General features: G+C 65.0%; 23 protein-coding genes and 1 pseudogene. 11 read left to right on the plus strand and 13 right to left on the minus strand.

Annotation, left to right across the window (positions count from 1 at the left end):
- Positions 1–1,281, minus strand: a complete 1,281-nt coding sequence (gene fabF / locus J2X15_RS12790; protein ID WP_310343444.1) for a beta-ketoacyl-ACP synthase II — start codon at positions 1,279–1,281, stop codon at positions 1–3.
- Positions 1,282–1,403: 122 nt separating this feature from the next.
- Here fabF and J2X15_RS12795 point away from each other — a divergent pair, with 122 nt between their 5' ends.
- Positions 1,404–1,997, plus strand: coding sequence for a TetR/AcrR family transcriptional regulator (locus J2X15_RS12795; protein ID WP_310343446.1), 594 nt, complete (start codon positions 1,404–1,406; stop codon positions 1,995–1,997).
- A gap of 43 nt (positions 1,998–2,040) precedes the next feature.
- On the opposite strand, the gene J2X15_RS12800 is transcribed toward J2X15_RS12795, so the two are convergent.
- Positions 2,041–2,685, minus strand: a complete 645-nt coding sequence (locus J2X15_RS12800) for a TetR/AcrR family transcriptional regulator (protein WP_310343447.1) — start codon at positions 2,683–2,685, stop codon at positions 2,041–2,043.
- A gap of 99 nt (positions 2,686–2,784) precedes the next feature.
- Here J2X15_RS12800 and J2X15_RS12805 point away from each other — a divergent pair, with 99 nt between their 5' ends.
- The 5 genes from J2X15_RS12805 to J2X15_RS12830 all read left to right on the plus strand — a co-directional run bounded on the left by J2X15_RS12805 (position 2,785) and on the right by J2X15_RS12830 (position 6,236).
- Positions 2,785–3,195, plus strand: coding sequence for a VOC family protein (locus J2X15_RS12805; protein ID WP_310343448.1), 411 nt, complete (start codon positions 2,785–2,787; stop codon positions 3,193–3,195).
- 21 nt (positions 3,196–3,216) lie between these two features.
- Positions 3,217–3,396, plus strand: a complete 180-nt coding sequence (locus J2X15_RS12810) for a hypothetical protein (protein ID WP_310343450.1) — start codon at positions 3,217–3,219, stop codon at positions 3,394–3,396.
- Positions 3,393–3,746, plus strand: a complete 354-nt coding sequence (locus J2X15_RS12815) for a GFA family protein (protein WP_310343452.1) — start codon at positions 3,393–3,395, stop codon at positions 3,744–3,746. Before J2X15_RS12810 ends, J2X15_RS12815 begins: the two co-directional genes overlap by 4 nt.
- Positions 3,743–5,179 carry a DHA2 family efflux MFS transporter permease subunit gene (locus J2X15_RS12820; RefSeq protein WP_310343454.1) on the plus strand — a complete coding sequence of 479 codons (1,437 nt, stop codon included), beginning with the start codon at positions 3,743–3,745 and terminating at the stop codon, positions 5,177–5,179. Before J2X15_RS12815 ends, J2X15_RS12820 begins: the two co-directional genes overlap by 4 nt.
- Positions 5,180–5,354: 175 nt before the next feature.
- The gene (locus J2X15_RS12830; RefSeq protein WP_310343457.1) at positions 5,355–6,236 is read left to right on the plus strand and encodes a hypothetical protein; all 882 of its coding nucleotides are present in this window, start codon (positions 5,355–5,357) and stop codon (positions 6,234–6,236) included.
- A 6-nt stretch (positions 6,237–6,242) separates the two neighbouring features.
- Here J2X15_RS12830 and J2X15_RS12835 read toward each other — a convergent pair whose 3' ends face one another.
- Both J2X15_RS12835 and J2X15_RS12840 read right to left on the minus strand, forming a co-directional pair.
- Positions 6,243–7,847, minus strand: a complete 1,605-nt coding sequence (locus tag J2X15_RS12835; protein WP_310343458.1) for an EAL domain-containing protein — start codon at positions 7,845–7,847, stop codon at positions 6,243–6,245.
- A 32-nt stretch (positions 7,848–7,879) separates the two neighbouring features.
- Entirely contained in the window at positions 7,880–8,530 is a 651-nt protein-coding gene (locus tag J2X15_RS12840) for a pyridoxamine 5'-phosphate oxidase family protein (RefSeq protein WP_310343459.1), read from the minus strand.
- Between the two features lie 115 nt (positions 8,531–8,645).
- On the opposite strand from J2X15_RS12840, the gene pdxR reads away from it, so the two are divergent.
- Positions 8,646–10,097, plus strand: coding sequence for a MocR-like pyridoxine biosynthesis transcription factor PdxR (gene pdxR / locus J2X15_RS12845; RefSeq protein ID WP_310343460.1), 1,452 nt, complete (start codon positions 8,646–8,648; stop codon positions 10,095–10,097).
- A 9-nt stretch (positions 10,098–10,106) separates the two neighbouring features.
- Here pdxR and J2X15_RS12850 read toward each other — a convergent pair whose 3' ends face one another.
- The gene (locus J2X15_RS12850; protein WP_310343462.1) at positions 10,107–10,601 is read right to left on the minus strand and encodes a MepB family protein; all 495 of its coding nucleotides are present in this window, start codon (positions 10,599–10,601) and stop codon (positions 10,107–10,109) included.
- A 40-nt stretch (positions 10,602–10,641) separates the two neighbouring features.
- Between J2X15_RS12850 and J2X15_RS12855 the strand changes: the two genes are divergently transcribed.
- Positions 10,642–12,132 carry a PglL family O-oligosaccharyltransferase gene (locus J2X15_RS12855; protein ID WP_310343463.1) on the plus strand — a complete coding sequence of 497 codons (1,491 nt, stop codon included), beginning with the start codon at positions 10,642–10,644 and terminating at the stop codon, positions 12,130–12,132.
- Between the two features lie 74 nt (positions 12,133–12,206).
- On the opposite strand, the gene J2X15_RS12860 is transcribed toward J2X15_RS12855, so the two are convergent.
- From J2X15_RS12860 to J2X15_RS12885, 6 genes are all read right to left on the minus strand, one after another.
- Positions 12,207–12,725 carry an RNA polymerase sigma factor gene (locus J2X15_RS12860; RefSeq protein WP_310343465.1) on the minus strand — a complete coding sequence of 173 codons (519 nt, stop codon included), beginning with the start codon at positions 12,723–12,725 and terminating at the stop codon, positions 12,207–12,209.
- A gap of 24 nt (positions 12,726–12,749) precedes the next feature.
- Complete coding sequence (locus tag J2X15_RS12865; RefSeq protein ID WP_310343467.1) at positions 12,750–12,956, minus strand: YgaP-like transmembrane domain; 207 nt, start codon at positions 12,954–12,956, stop codon at positions 12,750–12,752.
- A gap of 84 nt (positions 12,957–13,040) precedes the next feature.
- Positions 13,041–13,913 carry an EamA family transporter RarD gene (gene rarD / locus J2X15_RS12870; RefSeq protein ID WP_310343468.1) on the minus strand — a complete coding sequence of 291 codons (873 nt, stop codon included), beginning with the start codon at positions 13,911–13,913 and terminating at the stop codon, positions 13,041–13,043.
- 65 nt (positions 13,914–13,978) lie between these two features.
- Positions 13,979–14,605, minus strand: coding sequence for a chalcone isomerase family protein (locus J2X15_RS12875; protein WP_310343469.1), 627 nt, complete (start codon positions 14,603–14,605; stop codon positions 13,979–13,981).
- Between the two features lie 15 nt (positions 14,606–14,620).
- Positions 14,621–15,475, minus strand: coding sequence for a bile acid:sodium symporter family protein (locus J2X15_RS12880; protein WP_310343470.1), 855 nt, complete (start codon positions 15,473–15,475; stop codon positions 14,621–14,623).
- On the minus strand, positions 15,472–15,996 hold the full coding sequence (locus tag J2X15_RS12885; RefSeq protein ID WP_310343472.1) for an Mpo1 family 2-hydroxy fatty acid dioxygenase: 525 nt from the start codon (positions 15,994–15,996) through the stop codon (positions 15,472–15,474). The genes J2X15_RS12880 and J2X15_RS12885 overlap by 4 nt, the downstream gene beginning before the upstream one ends.
- A 115-nt stretch (positions 15,997–16,111) precedes the next feature.
- On the opposite strand from J2X15_RS12885, the gene J2X15_RS12890 reads away from it, so the two are divergent.
- Positions 16,112–16,816 (plus strand): Crp/Fnr family transcriptional regulator, encoded by a 705-nt coding sequence (locus J2X15_RS12890; RefSeq protein WP_310343608.1) that lies wholly within the window; start codon positions 16,112–16,114, stop codon positions 16,814–16,816.
- A gap of 141 nt (positions 16,817–16,957) precedes the next feature.
- A pseudogene (locus tag J2X15_RS12895) lies at positions 16,958–17,074 on the plus strand (hypothetical protein); the annotation flags it as partial.
- A gap of 153 nt (positions 17,075–17,227) precedes the next feature.
- Here the strand turns inward: J2X15_RS12895 and J2X15_RS12900 are convergent.
- Positions 17,228–17,737, minus strand: coding sequence for a nuclear transport factor 2 family protein (locus tag J2X15_RS12900; RefSeq protein ID WP_116606677.1), 510 nt, complete (start codon positions 17,735–17,737; stop codon positions 17,228–17,230).
- A 156-nt stretch (positions 17,738–17,893) separates the two neighbouring features.
- On the opposite strand from J2X15_RS12900, the gene J2X15_RS12905 reads away from it, so the two are divergent.
- Positions 17,894–18,259: a winged helix-turn-helix transcriptional regulator gene (locus J2X15_RS12905; RefSeq protein ID WP_310343473.1), complete on the plus strand. Its 366-nt coding sequence runs from the start codon at positions 17,894–17,896 to the stop codon at positions 18,257–18,259.
- A 92-nt stretch (positions 18,260–18,351) separates the two neighbouring features.
- On the opposite strand, the gene J2X15_RS12910 is transcribed toward J2X15_RS12905, so the two are convergent.
- Positions 18,352–19,026: a glutathione S-transferase family protein gene (locus J2X15_RS12910; RefSeq protein WP_310343475.1), complete on the minus strand. Its 675-nt coding sequence runs from the start codon at positions 19,024–19,026 to the stop codon at positions 18,352–18,354.
- Positions 19,027–19,113: the final 87 nt, after the last annotated feature.

Below are 19,113 nucleotides of genomic sequence, written 5' to 3' on the forward strand. Positions count from 1 at the left end.
CTACGCGCCTTCCGCCCAGCGCTTGAGCACCACGCTGGCGTTCACACCCCCAAAACCAAAGCCATTGGACAAGGCGTAGTCCATCGCCATGGGGCGCGCCGTCAGCCGCACCAGATCCAGCCCCTCCGCCAACGGGTCTGGCGTGTGCAGGTTGAGCGTGGGTGGCGCGATCTGGTCGCGCAGGGCCAGGATGGTGAAGATGGCTTCCACCGCGCCCGCAGCACCCAGCAGATGCCCCGTAGCGGATTTGGTGGCGCTAATGGCCGGGCTGGCGCCCGCAAACACGGTGCGAAACGCGGCCAGCTCGGCCGCATCGCCCACCTGCGTGGAGGTGGCGTGCGCGTTGACGTGTTGCACCTGGCTGGCTTGCAGGCCCGCCTGGCGCAAGGCCAGTTGCATGGCGCGCGCTGCGCCGCTGCCATCCTCCGGGCCGGAGGTCACATGGTGTGCGTCGGCACTGGTGCCATAGCCCACCAGCTCTGCCAGCGGTGTGGCACCGCGCTGCAGAGCGTGCTCTAAAGATTCCAACACCAACACGCCCGCACCCTCGCCCACGATGAAGCCATCTCGCGCGCCGTCGAACGGACGGGAGGCCTGGCTCGGGTGGTCGCTATAACCGGTCGACAACGCGCGCGCCGCGGCGAAGCCGGCCTGGGTGACCAGGTGGATGGTGGCCTCGGTGCCACCGCACACAGCCACATCGGCCTCGCCACTGCGGATCAGGCGCGCACCGTCGCCCAGGGCCTGCACACTGGCAGCGCACGCAGTGACAGGGGCGCCAATCGGGCCCTTGAATCCGTGCCGGATGGAGACATGGCCCGCCGCCATATTGGCCAAGAAAGACGGCACGGTGAAGGGCGACAGGCGCCGGGGGCCACGCTGGTCGGTGGTGCGCACGGCGTCCGCAATGGCGGGAAAGCCACCAATGCCGGACGCGATCACCGTGGCCGTGCGCTCCTGCGCGTGCGCGTCGTTGGGGTGCCAACCGGCCTGCGCCAGCGCCTGCTCGGCCGCGGCCAGCGCCAGCACGATAAAGCGGTCCATCTTCTTGCGGTCTTTGGCGGGCACCACGCGGTCGATGTCCAGCCCCGCTTCGGCATCGTCCGCCAACGAGGGCACGCGGGCCCCTACCTGGGCCTCTAGCCCGGCGCAAAACTCGTCGGGCAGGCGCTGCAACCCGCTGGAGCCGCCCAAGAGGCGTTGCCAGACCACCTCGACACCGCAGCCCAACGGAGTGACCAAGCCCATGCCGGTAATGACAACGCGCGAAGATGGATGCATGCTGATTCCTAGTTTTGTACCAATCGGTATTTATATTAGAGATTGTGGCATATGGCACAACCCAATGGGATTAGCTACCGAAAGGTATGAAAATACGGCCATCGCACACTGAAAGCAGAACTATGGCCATGGGACGCCCGCGCGGGTTTGATGCAGACGCAACGCTGGACAAGGTGATGGCGACGTTCTGGCAACACGGTTTTGAGGGCACGACCATGGCCACCCTGACCGCGGCCACCGGCCTGAACAAGCCCAGCCTGTACGCCGCCTTTGGCAGCAAGGAGGAGATGTTTCGCACGGCCTTTGCCCGCTACCGGGAGCGCCAAGCGGAGTTCACCGGCAACCTGTTGGCCGATCCGAGCGCGCGCGTGGGGATTGAAAAGGTATTGCTGGCGCTGGTGGACAGCCTGACCCAGCCGGGCATGCCACACGGCTGTTTGATGGTGCACGGCTGCTTGGTGGGCAGCGCCGACAGCACGGCCGTTCGCGAAGAGCTTCAGCTGCGCCGCAAAGCAACGGAGACCCGAATCCGCGAACGGCTGAAGCTTGCCCAGGCAGAAGGCGAGTTCGCAGCCGCGGTGGATGTGGCGGACTTTGCCCGCTATATCGGGACGCTGTTCCAGGGCCTGGCGGTGCAAGCGGCCAGTGGCGCACCGCGCAAAGCGCTGCACCGGGTGGTGAAACTTGCCATGATGGCGTGGCCCGCCAACGCCTGAATTGCTATAAATTCAGGAGCTGCTTGCGCAATGTTGACGGGGGCTAGAGGCCTTTTTCTACCATATCCAGCAGGCGCTGACCAAACTGCGGAAAGTACGGGCCCACGGGCGCGGCCAGCGGGCCGTCCACCACCAGCATGGCCAGGCCATGCACCGCAGACCAGGCCAGAATCTCGGCCCCCGGGCGGCGTGCCAGCGGCATGACACCGGCGCGCACCAGCAAGTCCACCGCATCGCACAGCAGCTCGTACGGGTTGCGCCCACTGGGGCCGGCCGTGGGCAGCTCGGGCGTGGCCTGGATGAGCTTGTCGGACGGCGCAAACGCAGTGCGGAACAGGCCCGGCTCGGTCTGCGCAAAGCGCAGGTAGCCGGTGCCCACGGCGCGCAGGCTGGCACGCGCGTAGTCGGCGGCAGACAGGTCGGCAGGCAGTGTGGCCAGTTCGTCTTCCATGGACTTGGCCACGGCCTGCAGGGCCGCCGCGCGCACCGCCTGCAACAGCACCTGCTGGCTGGCGAAGTGGCGGTAGGCGGCATTGGGCGCCACACCCGCGCGGCGTGTGGCTTCGCGCAGGGCCACGGCGGCGGGCCCACCCTCACGCGCCAGCGCGATGCCGGCGTCCAGCAGGGCGCGGCGCAGGTCGCCATGGCGGTAGGTTTCTCGGACGGGGGGGGAGGCAGATGGAGGCATGGCAATCACATGTGGACAGCGTCCATTATCTTTGCTATTCTTTGTGGACAGCGTACACAATTGATGCCGCCTCCCTGTTTGACCACCCAGGAGATCCCCATGAAAGTTGAACCTTATGTGTTTTTCAATGGCCGTTGTGAGGAAGCCATTGCCTTCTACCAGCAGGCGCTGGGCGCCGAGGTGACCTTCCAGATGCGCATGAACGAGGCCCCTGATCCGCCACCGCCTGGCAGCATTCCGCCCGGGTTTGAGAACAAAATCATGCACGCCAACCTGCGCATCGGCGATACCAGCCTGATGGTGTCAGACGGTAACAGCGATATGCAAACCAGCTTCAAGGGGTTTACGCTGTCGCTGGGTGTGGCCGACGCCGCCGAGGCCGAACGCACATTCCATGCGCTGGCCCAGGGTGGCACCGTCAAGATGCCATTGGGCAAGACCTTTTGGTCACCCGCCTTTGGCATGCTGGAAGACAAGTTTGGCGTGGGCTGGATGGTGATTGCGCCCTGACAGAAATACAGGAGGGAACCCATGCTCATTGTTTTCGCCATTGCCGTCCTCGTCCTGGGCGTGCTGGTGTATGCGTCGACCAAGCCGGACCGTTTCCATGTGGAGCGCTCGGTCCGCATCAGCGCGCCGCCCGACGCGATCTTTCCCCTCATCAACGACCTGCACCGCTGGGATGCCTGGACGACAAGGGTAGACGCATGAACCAGATGTACCAAGGGAGCTGCCACTGCGGGCAGATCGCATTTGAGGTGGAGGGCGAACTGACGGGCGCCACCGATTGCAACTGTTCCATCTGCCAGCGCAAGGGCACGCTAATGTGGTTTGTGCCACGCACCCAGTTGCACCTGCGCACCGCCCCGGAGGCCATGCGCAGCTACACCTTCCACAAGCACGTGATCCAGCACTACTTCTGCCCCACTTGCGGCATGCACCCGTTTGGCGAAGGCGTGGGGCCGGACGGATCTGCGATGGCGGCAGTCAACATCCGGTGCCTGGAGGGCGTGGACGTGTACGACATTCCTGTACACCACCACGACGGACGCGCGCTGTGAGCGCGGCGCACCCGCTGGCTCACAAGCGCTGGTCGGCTTTGGTGCTGCTGTGCCTGGGCGAACTGATGATCGTGCTGGACACGACCATCGTGAACGTGGCCCTGCCCTCCATCCAGGCCGACCTGCGCTTCAGCGAGACGGCACTGGTGTGGGTGGTGAACGCCTACATGCTGACCTTTGGCGGCCTCATGCTGCTGGGCGGGCGGCTGGGGGATTTGTACGGGCAGCGCAAACTGTTTGTCGCAGGCATTGTGCTGTTCACGCTGGCGTCGCTGGCCTGTGGCCTGGCGCATGGCCAGGGGGTGCTGGTAGCCGCGCGCGCGGTGCAGGGCGTGGGCGGCGCGGTGGTCTCGGCGGTGGCGCTGTCTCTCATCATGAATCTGTTTACCGAGCCCGCAGACCGTGCCAAGGCCATGGGCGTGTATGGCTTTGTGTGCGCCGGTGGTGGCAGCCTGGGGGTGCTGCTGGGCGGTGTGCTCACCAGCAGCCTGAGCTGGCACTGGGTGTTTCTGGTGAACCTGCCCGTGGGGGTGGCCATTTGCGTGGCCAGCCTGGCGCTGCTGCCCCCAGACACCCCACCGGCCCAGCGCCCGCGGCTGGATGTGGCGGGCGCGCTGACGGTCACGCTGTCCCTGATGCTGGCCGTCTACGCCATCGTGAATGGCAACGCCGTGGGTTGGACCACACTGCAAACCCTGGGCATGCTGGGCGGCGCGGTGCTGCTGTTCCTGGCCTTCGGCACCATCGAGTCGCGCGTGCAGGCGCCGCTGGTGCCACTGGGCCTGTTCAAGTTGCGCAACCTGTCAATCGCCAACGGCATTGGCGTACTGTGGGCAGCGGCCATGTTTGCCTCGTTCTTTGTGTCGGCGCTGTACATGCAGCTGGTGCTGAACTACAGCGCCATGCAGGTGGGGCTTGCCTTTCTACCGTCCAACCTGCTCATGGCGATGTTCTCGCTGGGGCTGTCGGCCAAGATGGTGATGCGCTGGGGCATCCGTGTGCCGCTGTGCCTGGGCCTGCTGCTGGCGGCGGTGGGGTTGGCGCTGTTTGCGCGGGCACCGGTGAACGGCGAGATGTGGCGCGATGTCATTCCAGGCATGTTGCTGTTGGGCCTGGGCGCGGGCATGGCGCTCAACCCCTTGCTATTGGTGGCGATGGACGATGTGGGCCCCGAACAATCGGGCCTGGCATCCGGCGTGGTGAACACCGCGTTCATGATGGGCGGCGCTCTGGGTTTGGCCGTGCTGGCCAGCCTGGCCGACGCCCGCACCGACACTTTGCGCAGTACCGGCGCCAGTGCGGCCGAGGCGTTGAACGGCGGCTACCAACTGGCGTTTTTGCTGGGGGCGGGGTGCGGGTTGGCGGCGGCAGTGCTGGGGGTTGGGCTGCGGCCCAAGACGATTGAGGCGGCCACCGCAACAAGTGCACACTAGGTATCGCACAGGGTAGCAAGCAGCCTTTAGTATCGGTGGCCACAAACCATCGAGAACCATCCATGCCCCATCTGGTCATTCTGTACACCGCCAACCTGGACCGCGAGACCGACATGTCTGCCCTGTGCCGCACGCTGCACCCTTTGCTCAACAAAGCCTGACCAGGCGCCACACCATGAACCGGATGCGCGGATGGGGCTTGCTGTTGGCGGTGGCCGTGCCACTGCTGATTTTCTTCAGTTGGTCGCGCCTGGGCGGGGAGAAGGCACGCATCAACCTGGACCGCTATGCCGACTGGTCGGCCAACAACGGCGGTGTGCTGATGCGGCCCCTGGCCGAGTATTTTTTGCAACACAAGAAATTGGCCATACCCGGCGACGTGGTGCTGCCAGCCGTGCCCAAAAACAGTGGCATAAAAAGCTGGGCCCTGCAGCCCGACACCACGCTGCTGGTGGAGCTGGATGCCAAAGTTGACGGGCGCGCCGTGCAGCTGCGTTTTGTGCCGCTGGTGCGCTCGGCCACCGGTATTTTTTACGACTGCGTGAGCGCCACGTCCCCCTTGCATGTGGGCCGGTTCTGCCGGGGCGAGGTATTGAAGACCGAGGCCGACATCCCGGCACAACTGAAGGCCAACACGCAGGCGCTGCAAAACCTTCCCCCCGTGTTGAGTGCCTCGGGGGTGGACTTGCCCGCCGGTACGGCGATGGGCAGCGTGGTCGTGGTGCCAACCAATCCGGCGGACATGAACCACTGTGGTTATCAGTGTGTGCAACCGCAAAGCTGTGTCACGCCGCGCCCCCTGGCCTGTGGCCGCACGGTGGACGAGGGCAACAGCCGGCATCTGGACGTGAGCCCCACCCCGGAAGACTTTCGCGGCAACCAATTTGCCACGCGCAGCGCGGCCGATGCGGCCTGCGCGCAGGCACTGGGCGTGGGCTACCGGGTGGTGAATGCGGCCAGCCTGGGCGGTGTGTTCAAGCTGACCGGAGGCAATGAATACTGGGTCCACCACGACCTGCGCCCCGAGAACAATTGCTGGGCCAGCGACGTACGCTGAGGGCACCTACAGTACGTTGCGGTGAGACTGCAGGTAGGCCAGAAACTGCGTCAGCGGCATGGGCCGCGCAAAGAAATACCCCTGGCCGTACTCCACCCCCAGTGCGCGCAGCTGCGCGGCTTGGGCGGCGGTTTCAATGCCCTCGGCAATCACCTGGCTGTGCACCGCTTTGGCAATGCCAATGATTTCGGGGATCAGGCTGGAGCGCAGCGTGACGTCTTCCATCTCGAATACAAACGACTTATCGATCTTGATGAAGTCGGGCGCCACTTTTTTCACCATGCCCAGGTTGGAATAACCGGTGCCAAAGTCGTCCAGCGCGATCAGGTAGCCGTCGGCCTTCAGGCGTTGCAGGTGCGGCACGATCTCGGGTGAAAAGTTGTACTCGGTCACCTCCAGCTCGATCTGCAGGTCGCTGCGCCGCAGGGCCTCCAGTTGGGTCTGCAGGTGGTTGTGGATGACGTCGCGCTGCAGGTTGTGCGGAAAGAAGTTCAATGCCACCTTGAAGCTACCCGGCTGCACCGGCAGATGCGCGCCCAACTCGCGCAGCGCATGGGCGCTGACCGCGGCGTCAAACGTCCAGGCCAGCTTCTGGCGCATCAGTGCGGGGATGAACTGGTCGGGGTAGACCAGGGTGGCCCTATCGCGCAGGCGGGCCAACACCTCGCAGCCCACGATGCGGCCCGTGGCGAGCTCCAGAATCGGCTGGTAGTGGCACTCCAGATTGGCGGCGTTGCACAGGTCGTGGATGCGGTACTCCATGGACTGGTAGTGCCGGCAGCGCCGCCGCACCGCATCGCTGGTCAAAAAGCCCAGCAACAGGCTCACACAGCCCGCCACCACCAGCAGCGCCAGATTCGCCTGCAACAAGGCCCACACGCCAATGGCCGACTGGGCCGAGATGGGGCTGACACCGGGCTCGGTGGTGGTGACCAACACCAGGCCCCGGCCCCAGTCCAGCTGCAAATGCGGCGTATCGGCGGCCACCATGGCTTGGGTCAGCGCCTCTGGCTTGCCCTTGAACACCTGGGTGCGCTGGTTGCCCGCGCCAGCCCACACGCTGTCGGCATGCTGGGTCCAGACATCGCGCGTGGCGTTGGGTTGAATGGCCACCTGAAACAAGCCACGCTCCACCACGGTGCTGGCGACGGCACCCTGCGAGAGCTGCAGCAGGCTGCCGCGGTAGTAGCGGCCAATGGAACCGTCAATGCCACCGGTGCCTGCAGGCCGGGGGGCGGCCAGCAAGCCGATGCTGGTGTTGCAAAACAGCTGGCGCTGGGGGTCCAGCAGCCCGATGTCGCGCGCGTAGCGGTGGCTGAACAGCAGGCTGCGCAACTGGTTCAGGTTCTCGGGCGAGCACTCGGGCTTGTAGGACTGGTTGAGTTCGTCCAGTACCTCGCGGATGTCGGTTTGCACCACCTGCATGGTGTGCACGATCTGCGCGTGACCGGCCTCGATTTCCTGCACCCGCAGCTGCAGCACCAACAACAGCACGGCCGCCGCCAGCGCCAGCGCCAGGGCAAAACCGCACAGGGCACCCACCAGTGTGGGATGGCGACCCAGCAGCCGGGTCAAAGACACCGGATGCTCGGGCGTGGAAGAAAAGGGCATGGGAAATTATGGAGGATTCCCCGGGCCCTGTGTCATCCGCCGCGGGTCCACCCCTGCACATAGGCCGGGGGGGCGATGCCGCACACCGGGTCCACAACTGGTGGCGTATGCATGACGACGAAAGGCAGCACGCCGGCCCAGGCCGGGTGCGCCATGTCTTCCTCGTCGTCCACCGGGCCGCCACTGCGCACTTTGCAGGCGGCCTCGTCCAGCGAGATGCGCATGACGGTGGTGGCCGCAAATTCTTTGTCGCTGCCGGGACGGGCTTCGTGCTGGCGGCCAGGGGCCAGGTGCTGCATGAAGGCATCCAGCGCGGCGCGCTTGTCTTCCACGCGCTCAAACACGCCGTAGACCATGGCCGAGCGGTAGTTCATGGAATGGTTGAACGCCGAGCGCGCCAGCACCAGACCGTCCAGGTGGGTGATGGTGACGCAGGCCTGCGTGCCCTTTTGCAACAGCTTGAGCAGGCGCCCGCCGTTGGAGCCGTGGATGTAGAGGTACTCGCCCTCGCGCCAGCAGGCCATGGGGATGCAATGGGTGCCCTTCTCGTCCGCAAAGGCCAGGTGGCACAGGTAGGCGGCGTCGATGATGGCATGCAGGGTGGCGCGGTCATAGTGCGCGTTCTCGGCTATGCGGCGCACACGGGTGCGGTCGGTGGGGGCCTGGGCGGCGGTGTCTGGCACGGGGTTCCTTTCAAGGGATGGAGGGTGAAGCGAGCGCAGAATGTAGGGCAAATGTGGTTCCAAATTAAGATCCATAGATGCACTATTTTTTAGAACCACACAGATAGTCACCCAGATGGACTACCAGTTGCTCTTCACCCGTTTCCAGGCCGATGCCGCCCACACGCGCTGGCCGCAACAGCGCCAGCTGCACGAATGCCTGCGCAGCGCCATCCGCCAGGGCACGCTGGCCAGTGGCACGCGCCTGCTGGCCAGCCGCGCGCTGGCGCTAGAGCTGGGTGTGTCGCGCAACACCGTGCTGTACGCCTACGACCAGCTGGCCACCGAGGGGTTTGTGCTGCCTGCACGGCGGGGCACCGTGGTGGCGTCGCTGGCGGCGGTACAGATACCAAAGGCCGCAGCACCGGCGCTGCGGTCCGGTTTGTCACGGCGTTCGCAGGGAATGCCGACGTTGCCGGGGTCGGAGATGTCGGTGGCGTTTGCACCGGGCGTGCCGGCGCTGGGCAGCTTTCCCATCACGCTGTGGCGCCGCCTGCTGGATAGGGCCTGGCGCGCCCTGCAGCCCGCGCAGCTGAACTATGCCGACCCGGCCGGCGAGCTGGCGCTGCGCACCGCCATTGCCGACCACCTGCGCGTGGCGCGCGGTGCGCTAGTGGACAGTGGGCAAGTGTTCATCACCGATGGCACGCAGAGCAGCCTGGACCTGGTGGCCCGCGCATTTGCCGACCCTGGCGACAAGGTCTGGATGGAGAACCCCGGCTACCAGGGCGCGCTGGCCGCGTTCCGCGGGGCGCAGCTCAAGCCCATTGGCATTGCGGTGGACGAGGAAGGCCTGGCGCCGCTGGCCAGCGACTGGCTACGCCACCGGCCCAAGCTGATCTACGTCACCCCCTCGCACCAGTACCCGGTGGGCAGTGTGCTGAGCCTGGAGCGGCGTATGGCGCTGATTGCCCAGGCGCGCAACGCGGCGGCCCTGATCATTGAGGACGACTACGACAGCGAATTCCGACACGACGGGCCGCCGCTGTCCTGCATGCAGGGCCTGGCGGGCGATGCGCCGGTGCTGTACCTGGGCACCTTCAGCAAGACCATGTTTCCCGCGCTGCGTGTGGGCTTTGTGGTGGTGCCCGCCGCATTGGCCGAACCGCTGACGGCCCTGCTGGCGCGCGCAGCCCCACGCGGGCGCACGGCGGACCAGCTGGCCCTGGCCGAGTTCATGCGCAGCGGCCATTTCAGCCTGCACCTGCGGCGCATGCGGCGCCTGTACCGGCAGCGGCGCGATGCCCTGGTGGCCGCGCTGCAGCAGCTGGGGGATGTAGCCACGGTGCATGGCGGCTCGGCCGGCATGCACCTGGCGCTGCGCCTGCACGACCCCCAAGCAGACGATGAGGCGATGAGCGCGCGGCTGATGCAGCGCGGCATCATGGCGCCTGCGCTGAGCCTGCATGCGGTGGGCGCACGGCACCAGCCCTGGCGCGGCTTTCTGCTGGGCTATGCGCAGGTGCCTGCCGAAACCATGGAGGCGCTGGTGGCCACACTGGCGGCCGTGGTGCGCGGGGGGCGCTAGACCCCGCGGCTACAAGCCATACAGGCGCCGGGCACGCGCCAGATCGACCGCAGCACCCGACAGGTCCACAAAGCAGTCCTGCTGCCACTGCTGGGTTTTTTCCGCCTGGCGGCTGGTGGTGGTGTCCCAAGGCGGGTAGACCCGCAGGGCGCGCTTGCCACCCTGGCCGTTCACCGACACCACCCCCTGCTGGCGCAGCACCGCCATGGGGAACACAAACTGCCCCACCTGCGCCCCACGGCGCACGCTGACCACGCAGCAGTCCACCGGATCGGCCATGTCAAAGGGCTGGATAGGGCCCTTGCCCACGCGCTGCCACAGCGTGACGAACTGACCGACTTTGGTGGGTGTGATTTTGGCGGCGCGAAAGCGCACGCGCAGGCCTGCCACTTGCAGCGCGTAGGCACCGTAGTCGGCACTCTCGGCCTCGGGCTGTGGGGGGCTGCACTGCCAACCCAGGGGGTGGTAGAGGAGGGTGTGGGCGAGTAACAGTTCAGGGTGCATGGCGCCATTGGACAATAGATGGATGCTCCCGTTCCCATCCATGCCCTCTGCGCACCGCACCGCCCTCACTCCGTGGGCGCTGCTGGTGGGCCTGTCCACCGTGCTGCCGTGGATCAATCCCTTCACCTGGGGGCCCAACCCGGCCATGGTGCAAACACTGTTGTCAGGGCTGTGTGCTGCGGTGTTGCTGTGCTGCGGCGCCTGGGGGCAGCCTTCGGCCAGAGCCCTGGCCCACGCCGTAGCAGGCGCCTGGCTGCTGGCGGCGCTGCTCAGTGCCGTGGCCGGGCTGCTGCAGTATTTCGGCCTGGCCGATGTGCGCACGGCGCCTTGGATCAACGCAGCCGACCTGGGCCAAGCCTACGCCAACCTGCGCCAGCGCAACCAGTTTGCCTCGCTTACCTCGCTGGGGTTGCTGGCCCTGCTGTACCTAGCGGGGGAGCATGCAGGGGCAGGCCACCGGCGGCTGCGCCTGGGTGCCATTGCGCTGGCGCTGGTATGGCTGGCGCTGGGCAACGCGGCCAGTGGCTCACGCACCGGGGCGCTGCAGTGGGTGCTCATCGTGGCCTTAAGCCTGCTGTGGGAGCGCAATGGCCAGCGCGCCACGCTGCGCTGGAGCGCGCTGGCGCTGGGCCTGTACCTCACGGCTGCGCTGCTGCTGCCCAACATCTCCGCGTCATCCGGCCATCTGGGTGACGGCCCCAGCCTGGGCGTGCTGGAGCGGTTTCAGGAAAACTCGGGCTGTGCGGACCGCACGGTGCTGTGGCGCAATGTCGTTGAGCTGATCGCCCAGAAGCCCTGGCTGGGTTGGGGCTGGGGCGGGCTGAAGTTTGCGCACTTCATCCACCCCTACCCGGGCGATCGTTTTTGCGAGATTCTGGACAACGCGCACAACCTGCCCCTGCACCTGGCCGTAGAGCTGGGTCTGCCTGCAGCGGTGCTGCTGTGTGCGGCCGTGCTGGGCGCCGTGGCTTGGGCCAAGCCCTGGCGCGAGACACAAACCGCACGGCAGTTGGCCTGGGCCGGTCTGGCCATCATCGGACTGCACAGTCTGCTGGAGTATCCGCTGTGGTACGGCCCCTTCCAATTGGCCGTCGGCCTGTGCCTGTGGTTGCTGTGGGCCACGCGCCGTGCACCGGCGCCAGCGCACCCCATGCGTGCCGCCACGGTGACCGCACTGGCCGCTTGCGCGTTGCCCCTGCTGGCCTACGCCGGCTGGGACTATGCACGGGTCAGCCAACTTTTTTTGCCCCCCACGCTGCGCGCCGAGGCCTACCGCGAGGACACACTGGAGAAGGTACGCGGCTCCTGGCTGTTCCGCAACGAGGTGCTGTTTGCCGAAGTGACCACCACGCCGCCCACGCCGGAGAACGCAGCTGCGCTGTACGCGGGCGCGCTGGAGACACTGCGCTTCTCGCCCGAACCCAAGGTGATTGCCGCCCTGCTGGAGAGCGCCCGCATGCTGGGCCATGAGAACGCCATCACCCAGCGCATCCGCGCCCAGGCGCTGGCCGTGTACCCCAACGAGTTCTGACGGGCTTAGAAAATTGCTACTGATTTAGTAGCTGCTCGCGCACATTCCACGGGGGCTAGAGGCCTTTTTGACTCTTAATCTGCCAGCAAATACTCCCGTGTCAGCGTGCGGGCGCGGTGCAGCCGACTCTTGGTTGCGGCAGCCGTCAGGCCCAGCTGGGCCGCGATTTCGGCAATCGACAGCTCTTCAAAGTCGCGTAGCAAAATCACTTCCAGGTACTGCGGCGGCAGCGACTGCAGCGCGCTCACCAGGTCCATGCGCAGCGCGTCATCACTGTGGCGCGCGGCCCAGGCGGCCACCGCGGCCTCGTCCCAGGGGTCGTAGGCAATGGCAAGGCGGCCCAGGCGGCGGCATTCGCGCTTGACCACCTGGAACAGCCAGCCCGAGAACGCCGCCAGCGTGCGCACCGAGTGCAGCTTGCGCGACAGCACCATCAGCGCTTCCTGAACCGCGTCGTCCACATCGCTAACCAGGCAGTGGCGCTGGGCATAGCGCCGCACGTCGGGCCGGCACACCCGCAGCAGCGTGTCCAGCGCGCCGGGGTCACCGGCATGCGCCGACACCAGCACCTGCTGGCTCGCAGGGGAGGCCATGGCATTGCTCACGACGCCAGCACCTCAGCCCACGGGCTTACGGCCCACCATGGCGCACATGGGGCAGAACCCCACCAGGCCGGTCAGCGCCAAGCCAGCCACGCTGGCACCCGCCACCCAGCCCATGACACCAGGCACCAGCAGCACGGCAGCCACGGCACCTCCCAATCCCACCACGACCCGCACCACGCGCTCCCCGATGGGGACATTTTTGACATACCAGGCAGACATTGCAGTTTCCTTTGATTCAGGGTTTGGGAACATTCCCACCTCCTAAGAGGCGGGCTGCAAGGGTTTGGATTCGCGGTGTTGCAACTATTTTTGCTGGCGGCTGTTCCACCAGCCTTCCAGGCCATACACCCCCAGCGCCGCCCAAATCAGGCAAAAGCCCAGGACACGGGCCGATGCAAAGACCTCGCCATACAACCACACGCCCAGCAGCAACTGCAGACTGGGCGAGATGTACTGCAGGATGCCCATGGTGGACATGCTGACGCGCCGCGCCCCCGCGGCAAACAGCAGCAACGGCACGGCGGTGAGCGGCCCAGCCAGCAGCAGCCAGCCCAGTGTGGTGGCATTGCCCTGCACCAGGGCACCCTGGCCCTGCCAGGACCACCAGGCCAACAGCCCGGCGGCCACGGGGCTCAGCACCAGGGTTTCCAGCGTCAGCCCCTCCAGCGCACCCAGGGCGCCCACCTTGCGCAGCAGGCCGTAGAAGCCAAAGGTAAGGGCCAGCACCAGCGCCACCCAAGGCACGCGCCCGGCCTGCACGGTGAGCCACAACACCCCAGCCGCCGCGACTGCCACGGCCAGCCACTGACCGGGGCGCGGGCGCTCGTGCAGGAACACGAAGCCCAGCGCCACATTGACCAACGGCAGAATGAAATAGCCCAGGCTGGCGTCCAGCACATGGGCGTTTTGCACCGCCCACACATAGGTGGACCAGTTGGCCGCGAGCAGCACGGCCGACAGCGCAAACGCCCCCAGCACGCGCGGGCTACGCAGCACCGCGCCTAGCCAGTCCCAGTGCCTGCGCACGGTCAGCACACCCAACAGGAACACCAGCGACCAGACGGTGCGGTGCATGACCACCTCGAAGGCGTTGACCGAGGCCAGCTGTTTGAAAAAAATGGGGAACAGGCCCCAGGCCGTGTAGGCCAGGGCCGCAAAAATCACACCGGATTGCATGCGTTGAGCTCTGTGGCAGCGCTTGTGGCGCGAGGCAACGAGCTTAACCCGACTGTGTGCCCTCTTTAGCTGCCTCCCAAGAGACCCGCTTTGAGCTTGGCATCGGCGGGCCGGTCGCCGAAGTAGTTGTACATCAGACAGTTGAAAAACTCGGGCTCGCCGATTTCGGCAGCGACTTTGTTGTTGATGCTGACCACGGTGCCTTTGCCGGGTATGTCGTCAACAGTGAACGATTCCCCGACGGCCATTTTTTTCTTCTCAGCGAACAACTCGCCGAGCTTCGCGATGCCAGGAATGCACTTGCCAAATTGCTCCCGTGGAAGGTTGTCACTCATCACCTGCGACATCGTTTTGCCCAGCGTAGTGGCGTCGGTTTCACGTACAAAACTCACTTTCAACCGTTTGGGGCCCTTGGCAGCGTAGACGTCCGCAGATGTGCTCACCGGTCCTTGCAGGTAGAGACCGGCCGCATAAATCTTGAAGACGAACTTGGTGCGGATACCGGCACCATTGAGCTTGAGGGTGGTGCCAGCGAGCTGAATTTCTTTCTCAAATGCGACCCCTTCCACAGTAACCGTTGCCAGCCCACTGCCTTGGGCAGCGTTCTGCGCGCGGCCGGACACCGGAAGTACGAACAGACTGCCACTGAAGACCAGCAAGGCAAGCCTTTGCAGACATAGGGAATTCAACATGGTGATGTTCCTGAATTACGGTCGCCGCAGCACCAAAACACCAAACGCGGTCGCAGTGAGGTACATGCTCACCGAGTAAATGGCGGCAGGTAGTGCAAGCTGCAAATTGCCCAGCACCGACAGTGCGATAAAGATAGCCAACGTGGAGTTGTGGATGCCAATCTCGAAGCTCACCGCCGTGGCCATGGCCTTGTTCAACCCGGCCCAGCGCGACAGGTAGTAGCCACACAGCAGGCTGATGAGGTTGAAGGCCAGCACCAGCGGGCCCAGGCTGGCAAACGAGGCACTGAGCGCCGACCATTCCTTGACAATGGCAATCACCGAGAACGCTGCCAGCACCAGCGCGCTGAACACCTTCATGGGCTGGCCCATGCGTTGCGCAAACCCGGGTTGCCGGCTGCTGACCAGCATGCCGATGCCCACCGGAACCAGGATGACGCCCACCACCTCAAACACCTTGCCAAATTGCAGCGGCACCACCTGGCCCGACTGCACAAAGGCCGCAATGGCCCAGTTGGCAATCAGCGGCAGGCTGACGATGGAGAGCACGGTGTTGATGGCGGTGAGCGAAATGTTCATGGCCACATTGCCACCAAACAAATGGCTGAACAGGTTGGCCGATACCCCGCCGGGCGAGGCCGCCAACAACATCAAGCCCACGGCAAACACCGGCTCCACACCCATCACGCGGATCAGCAGGTAGGCCGCGCCGGGCAGCAGGAACATCTGCAATGCAAGTGCGAGCAGTACCGAACGCGGGTGCTCGCGCAGGCGCCGGAAATCGTCCACCGACAACGACAGCCCCAAGCCAAACATGACCAGGGCCAGTGCGATCAACAGCAGCGTGGGCAATAGCGCGGTGAAACTCATGCGGTGGCACCCGCAGCATGGGCGGGTGCCACACCGAGGCGACGGTCCATCTCGGCCTTCACGTCCAGGCGCAGGTGCAGGTAGAACGCCACTTCGGCGGTCAGGAACAGCGGCCCCACCAGCAGGCCCACCAGGTCATCCACAAAGGCGGGCTTTTTACCCTCGTAGTAATGGCCCAGAAACTGGATGGCCCAGCCCACCACAAACAGGCCAATGCCCGAGACCAGCCACACGGTGGTGGACTGCGCGGCAAACCACTGGCTAAGCCAGAGGCTAATCGCCATCTGCGCCGCCATGACCAGTCCAAAGCGCAGGTCCAGCCGCAGGTAAAAGACCACAGAGAGCACCGCCAGCACCACGGCCGGCGTGATGGCCACACCGCCCAGCATCCAGCTGGGGCGGGCCAGCAGGATGGTGACGGCGAGCACGATCAGGGGAATGCCCACAAAGTGGGTGGCGACGTTGCGCGGGTTCTGGTGGTAGGCCGCGTACTGCGTGAGGTGGTCGGTCAGGGTTTTCATGCGGGTCTCCTTCTTATTGACGAAGCGCCATGATCCGCCTAGCCTCAGCCCTGCGTCTGTCGGGTAGCCGACACAAGGCGCGTCATCCGTACAAACCACTAGGCCCATGCCCTCCATGACCGACCTGTCCCGTTATCTGCCGGTGCTGAACTCCGGGCGCTGGTTCACCCAGCTCCCTGCCGAGTTTGCCCAAGCCCTGCTGCAGATGGCCAAGCTGCGCACGCTGCAAACGGGCGACGCACTGTTTCTGCGCGACAGCCCGCCCTGCGGCCTGTATGCCCTGGTGTCCGGCGCCATCCGCATCTCGGGCCAAAGCGGCGTGCGCAATGACGCGCGCGAGGCCCTGCTGGTGATGCTGACGCCGCCACAGTGGTTTGGCGAAATCTCGGTGTTTGATGGCTCGGCCCGCACCCACCACGCCCATGCGGCGGAACCCTGCACGCTGCTGCAGGTGCCGCACGAAGAGCTGCTGGCTTGGCTGCAAGCCCACCCCGCGTACTGGCGCCACCTGGCCGTGCTGATGGCCGACAAGCTGCGCATGGCCTTTGTGAGCATGGAAGAGCAAACCGTGCTGAGCGCCCCGCTGCGCCTGGCCCGCCGCCTGGTGGGCATGGCCCAGGGCTACGGCCAGCGCACCGAAGACGGCAGCACCCAGCGTGTGCTGGCCGTGACGCAGGAAGAGCTGGCGCTGATGATTGGGGTGTCGCGCCAAACCACCAACCAGATCCTCAACGACCTCAAGGGCCGCCACATTTTGCGCATCCAGCGCGGTGAGCTGGAGATCCTGGACTTGGCCGGGCTGCGTGCGCTGTGCCAGTAGAAAATCGAAAACCCTGCATCTAACTATTTTTGATGACGGACCAACTGCATGGTCGGTCTATGCAGTGCCAAAAGTGCGTCCTTTTCTCGCAAATGCTTGCAGAACCGGGTGCCATAGTTTTCCGCCACGGCCGCCTGGACGCTTGGACGCCGAGCCAAAGCTCTCGGCTTCAAAGAGGCCACGCATTTCAGTAAATTCTTTCGGCGCATCTCAGGAGTGACGCCTCAGCAATTCCGATCCGTAAATGGGCATGGATAAAACGGGTGCTGTTGCGTAAGCCAGCGTCGAAATCCACTTCAATTGAAAACGCCCGATGAACCTCATCGGGCGTCTTTGGCTGAGCGCCTTAGGCCAAAACATCCTGCAACTACAGGTGTCAACCTATCGCAGGACGGGTCAGATGCTGCGTCCTCAGTTGGACAGCTTGGGCGCTTCGTTCATGAGCGCCGGGTCCCAGTGCTCGACAGCCTTGCCATCCTTGATGCGCCATGTGTCGAACCAGGCTGTGCTGTAGCTGCCGTTGGGGTGTTTGGGGTCGATCACCCGGCGGGGGTAGACCACCGTCACCAGATCGCCCTCGGCCATGACCTCGGCGACCGGCAGGCCCAGTTTGTCTGGAATCGGCGTGGGCTGAACCTTGAGTATCTGGGTGAAGAAATACACCACGGCATCCCGTCCATTGCGCGCGTTGGGGTTGTGCTGGATGTAGTCCTTGTCGATGTAGCGCTCGGCCAGTTCCCAGTGGTTGGCTTCCAGCAAGTCCTTGACGATGTGGTAGGCCACCTGCTTGTTGGCGTGCAGCTTGGGGTCGGGGCTGGTAAACAGTGCGTCGGCGTTGGCCGCGCTGCGCACGGCCTCCTGGGCCAGGGCCGGCAGCGCGCAGGCGGCGGCCAGCATGCCAGCCAGTAGGGATGTCTTCATTCAAGTCCTTTCAGGTTTCTGGGACCGGGCAGTAGAGCCGCCCGGGTGGGATTGAATGTAGGCATATCACTTACTTTTTGCAAGTACAGACAAAATAGTAAGTGCTAGCGCAGAGCGCGTATCTACAATCCAAGCTGTGTTCTCAAGGAGTTAAACATGGGAATTGCCGCCAAGTTCCAGCGGGGCGATGTGCTGGTTGCCGCCTGCCCCTCGCGGGAGGTGCTGCAGCACATCACCAGCCGCTGGGGCGTGTTGGTGCTGATCGCGCTGGAGTCGGGCACGCTGCGTTTTGGCGAGCTGCGGCGCAAGGTCAATGGCGTGAGCGAGCGCATGCTGGTCCAGACGCTCCAGTGCCTGGAGGGCGATGGCCTGGTCAATCGCATCGCTTTGGAGGTCGTGCCGCCGCACGTGGAATACAGCCTCACTCCGCTGGGGCGCGAAGCCGCCGAGAAGGTGCGCCTGCTGACCGACTGGATCGAAGGCAATATTCCGCGTCTCCTCAAAGCCAAGGCGGCGCCATAAACCCCGGTTTATGGAGGTGCAGGTCAAGCCCCTGCCGGTCTGAGGGGTCAGGGCGGCGACCGATTAATCCTTCGACTGCAGAAAATCACGAATCAGCGCGCGAGGAGCGCCTGATGCTGACGAAGGTGCTGCTGGAAGCGCTGGGCATAGTCTCCTGCCACCGCGGCGGCGACGCTTTGTCGTCTCGCCAGCGCCATCCGCCACGCTGTGACACGGGGAAGGTTCTCGAAGATCGGCTGCGATACCGTCGGATCGAGGATGTCGAAATAGCGGAAGAGGGGCGCGAACACTGCGTCGACCATGCCGAAGGCAGAACCGCCGAAATAAGGCCCTTCCACGAGCACCGTCTCCAGTTGCTGGAGCCTGCCCTGGAACGCCGCCTGCTTTGCATCTGCGGTCAGGCGATCCTTGGCGTTGAGGAACTGCCAGGCCTCGGCGAGGGTCGCCGTGCCGAACTCGATCCAGCCCCGCTGCCGGGCACGGGACAGCGCATCGACGGGATACAGCCCTGCGCCGGCCTGAGATTCCTCGAGATATTCGCAGATCACCATGCTTTCGAAGAGAACGGCGTCCGACCCATCCGCCTGGCTTACCTTGAGCAATGGCACCTTGCCGGTCGGCGAAAGCGCCAAAAACCAGTTCGGCTTGGCCGCGAGATCGACGTCGATCCTGTCGAAGGGCACGCCCTTTTCCAGAAGGACGATCGCCGCCCGTTGAACGAACGGGCATAGAGGGTGGCTGACGAGTGTCAATTGCGTTTGTGGCATCGGAATGCTCCTTGTAAACAGGAAGCCCCCCACGCATGTGGGGCGGGCGCATCGCGGCTGATTTACCCGTGTGGCTTCGTGAAATCC

The organism is Rhodoferax saidenbachensis (assembly GCF_031457975.1).
Lineage (GTDB): Bacteria > Pseudomonadota > Gammaproteobacteria > Burkholderiales > Burkholderiaceae_C > Allorhodoferax > Allorhodoferax saidenbachensis_A.

Coding starts and splice junctions, on each gene's coding strand:
- J2X15_RS12850 (WP_310343462.1), bottom strand. CDS start 10,601: ATGCACCCTGAACTGTTACTCGCCCACACCCTCCTCTACCACCCCCTG.
- J2X15_RS12795 (WP_310343446.1), top strand. CDS start 1,404: ATGGCCATGGGACGCCCGCGCGGGTTTGATGCAGACGCAACGCTGGAC.
- fabF (WP_310343444.1), bottom strand. CDS start 1,281: ATGCATCCATCTTCGCGCGTTGTCATTACCGGCATGGGCTTGGTCACT.
- J2X15_RS12815 (WP_310343452.1), top strand. CDS start 3,393: ATGAACCAGATGTACCAAGGGAGCTGCCACTGCGGGCAGATCGCATTT.
- J2X15_RS12880 (WP_310343470.1), bottom strand. CDS start 15,475: ATGAGTTTCACCGCGCTATTGCCCACGCTGCTGTTGATCGCACTGGCC.
- J2X15_RS12835 (WP_310343458.1), bottom strand. CDS start 7,847: ATGCCCTTTTCTTCCACGCCCGAGCATCCGGTGTCTTTGACCCGGCTG.
- J2X15_RS12855 (WP_310343463.1), top strand. CDS start 10,642: ATGCCCTCTGCGCACCGCACCGCCCTCACTCCGTGGGCGCTGCTGGTG.
- rarD (WP_310343468.1), bottom strand. CDS start 13,913: ATGCAATCCGGTGTGATTTTTGCGGCCCTGGCCTACACGGCCTGGGGC.
- J2X15_RS12860 (WP_310343465.1), bottom strand. CDS start 12,725: ATGGCCTCCCCTGCGAGCCAGCAGGTGCTGGTGTCGGCGCATGCCGGT.
- J2X15_RS12805 (WP_310343448.1), top strand. CDS start 2,785: ATGAAAGTTGAACCTTATGTGTTTTTCAATGGCCGTTGTGAGGAAGCC.
- J2X15_RS12875 (WP_310343469.1), bottom strand. CDS start 14,605: ATGTTGAATTCCCTATGTCTGCAAAGGCTTGCCTTGCTGGTCTTCAGT.
- J2X15_RS12810 (WP_310343450.1), top strand. CDS start 3,217: ATGCTCATTGTTTTCGCCATTGCCGTCCTCGTCCTGGGCGTGCTGGTG.
- J2X15_RS12900 (WP_116606677.1), bottom strand. CDS start 17,737: ATGAAGACATCCCTACTGGCTGGCATGCTGGCCGCCGCCTGCGCGCTG.
- J2X15_RS12830 (WP_310343457.1), top strand. CDS start 5,355: ATGAACCGGATGCGCGGATGGGGCTTGCTGTTGGCGGTGGCCGTGCCA.
- J2X15_RS12885 (WP_310343472.1), bottom strand. CDS start 15,996: ATGAAAACCCTGACCGACCACCTCACGCAGTACGCGGCCTACCACCAG.
- J2X15_RS12905 (WP_310343473.1), top strand. CDS start 17,894: ATGGGAATTGCCGCCAAGTTCCAGCGGGGCGATGTGCTGGTTGCCGCC.
- J2X15_RS12800 (WP_310343447.1), bottom strand. CDS start 2,685: ATGCCTCCATCTGCCTCCCCCCCCGTCCGAGAAACCTACCGCCATGGC.
- J2X15_RS12890 (WP_310343608.1), top strand. CDS start 16,112: ATGACCGACCTGTCCCGTTATCTGCCGGTGCTGAACTCCGGGCGCTGG.
- J2X15_RS12910 (WP_310343475.1), bottom strand. CDS start 19,026: ATGCCACAAACGCAATTGACACTCGTCAGCCACCCTCTATGCCCGTTC.
- J2X15_RS12865 (WP_310343467.1), bottom strand. CDS start 12,956: ATGTCTGCCTGGTATGTCAAAAATGTCCCCATCGGGGAGCGCGTGGTG.
- pdxR (WP_310343460.1), top strand. CDS start 8,646: ATGGACTACCAGTTGCTCTTCACCCGTTTCCAGGCCGATGCCGCCCAC.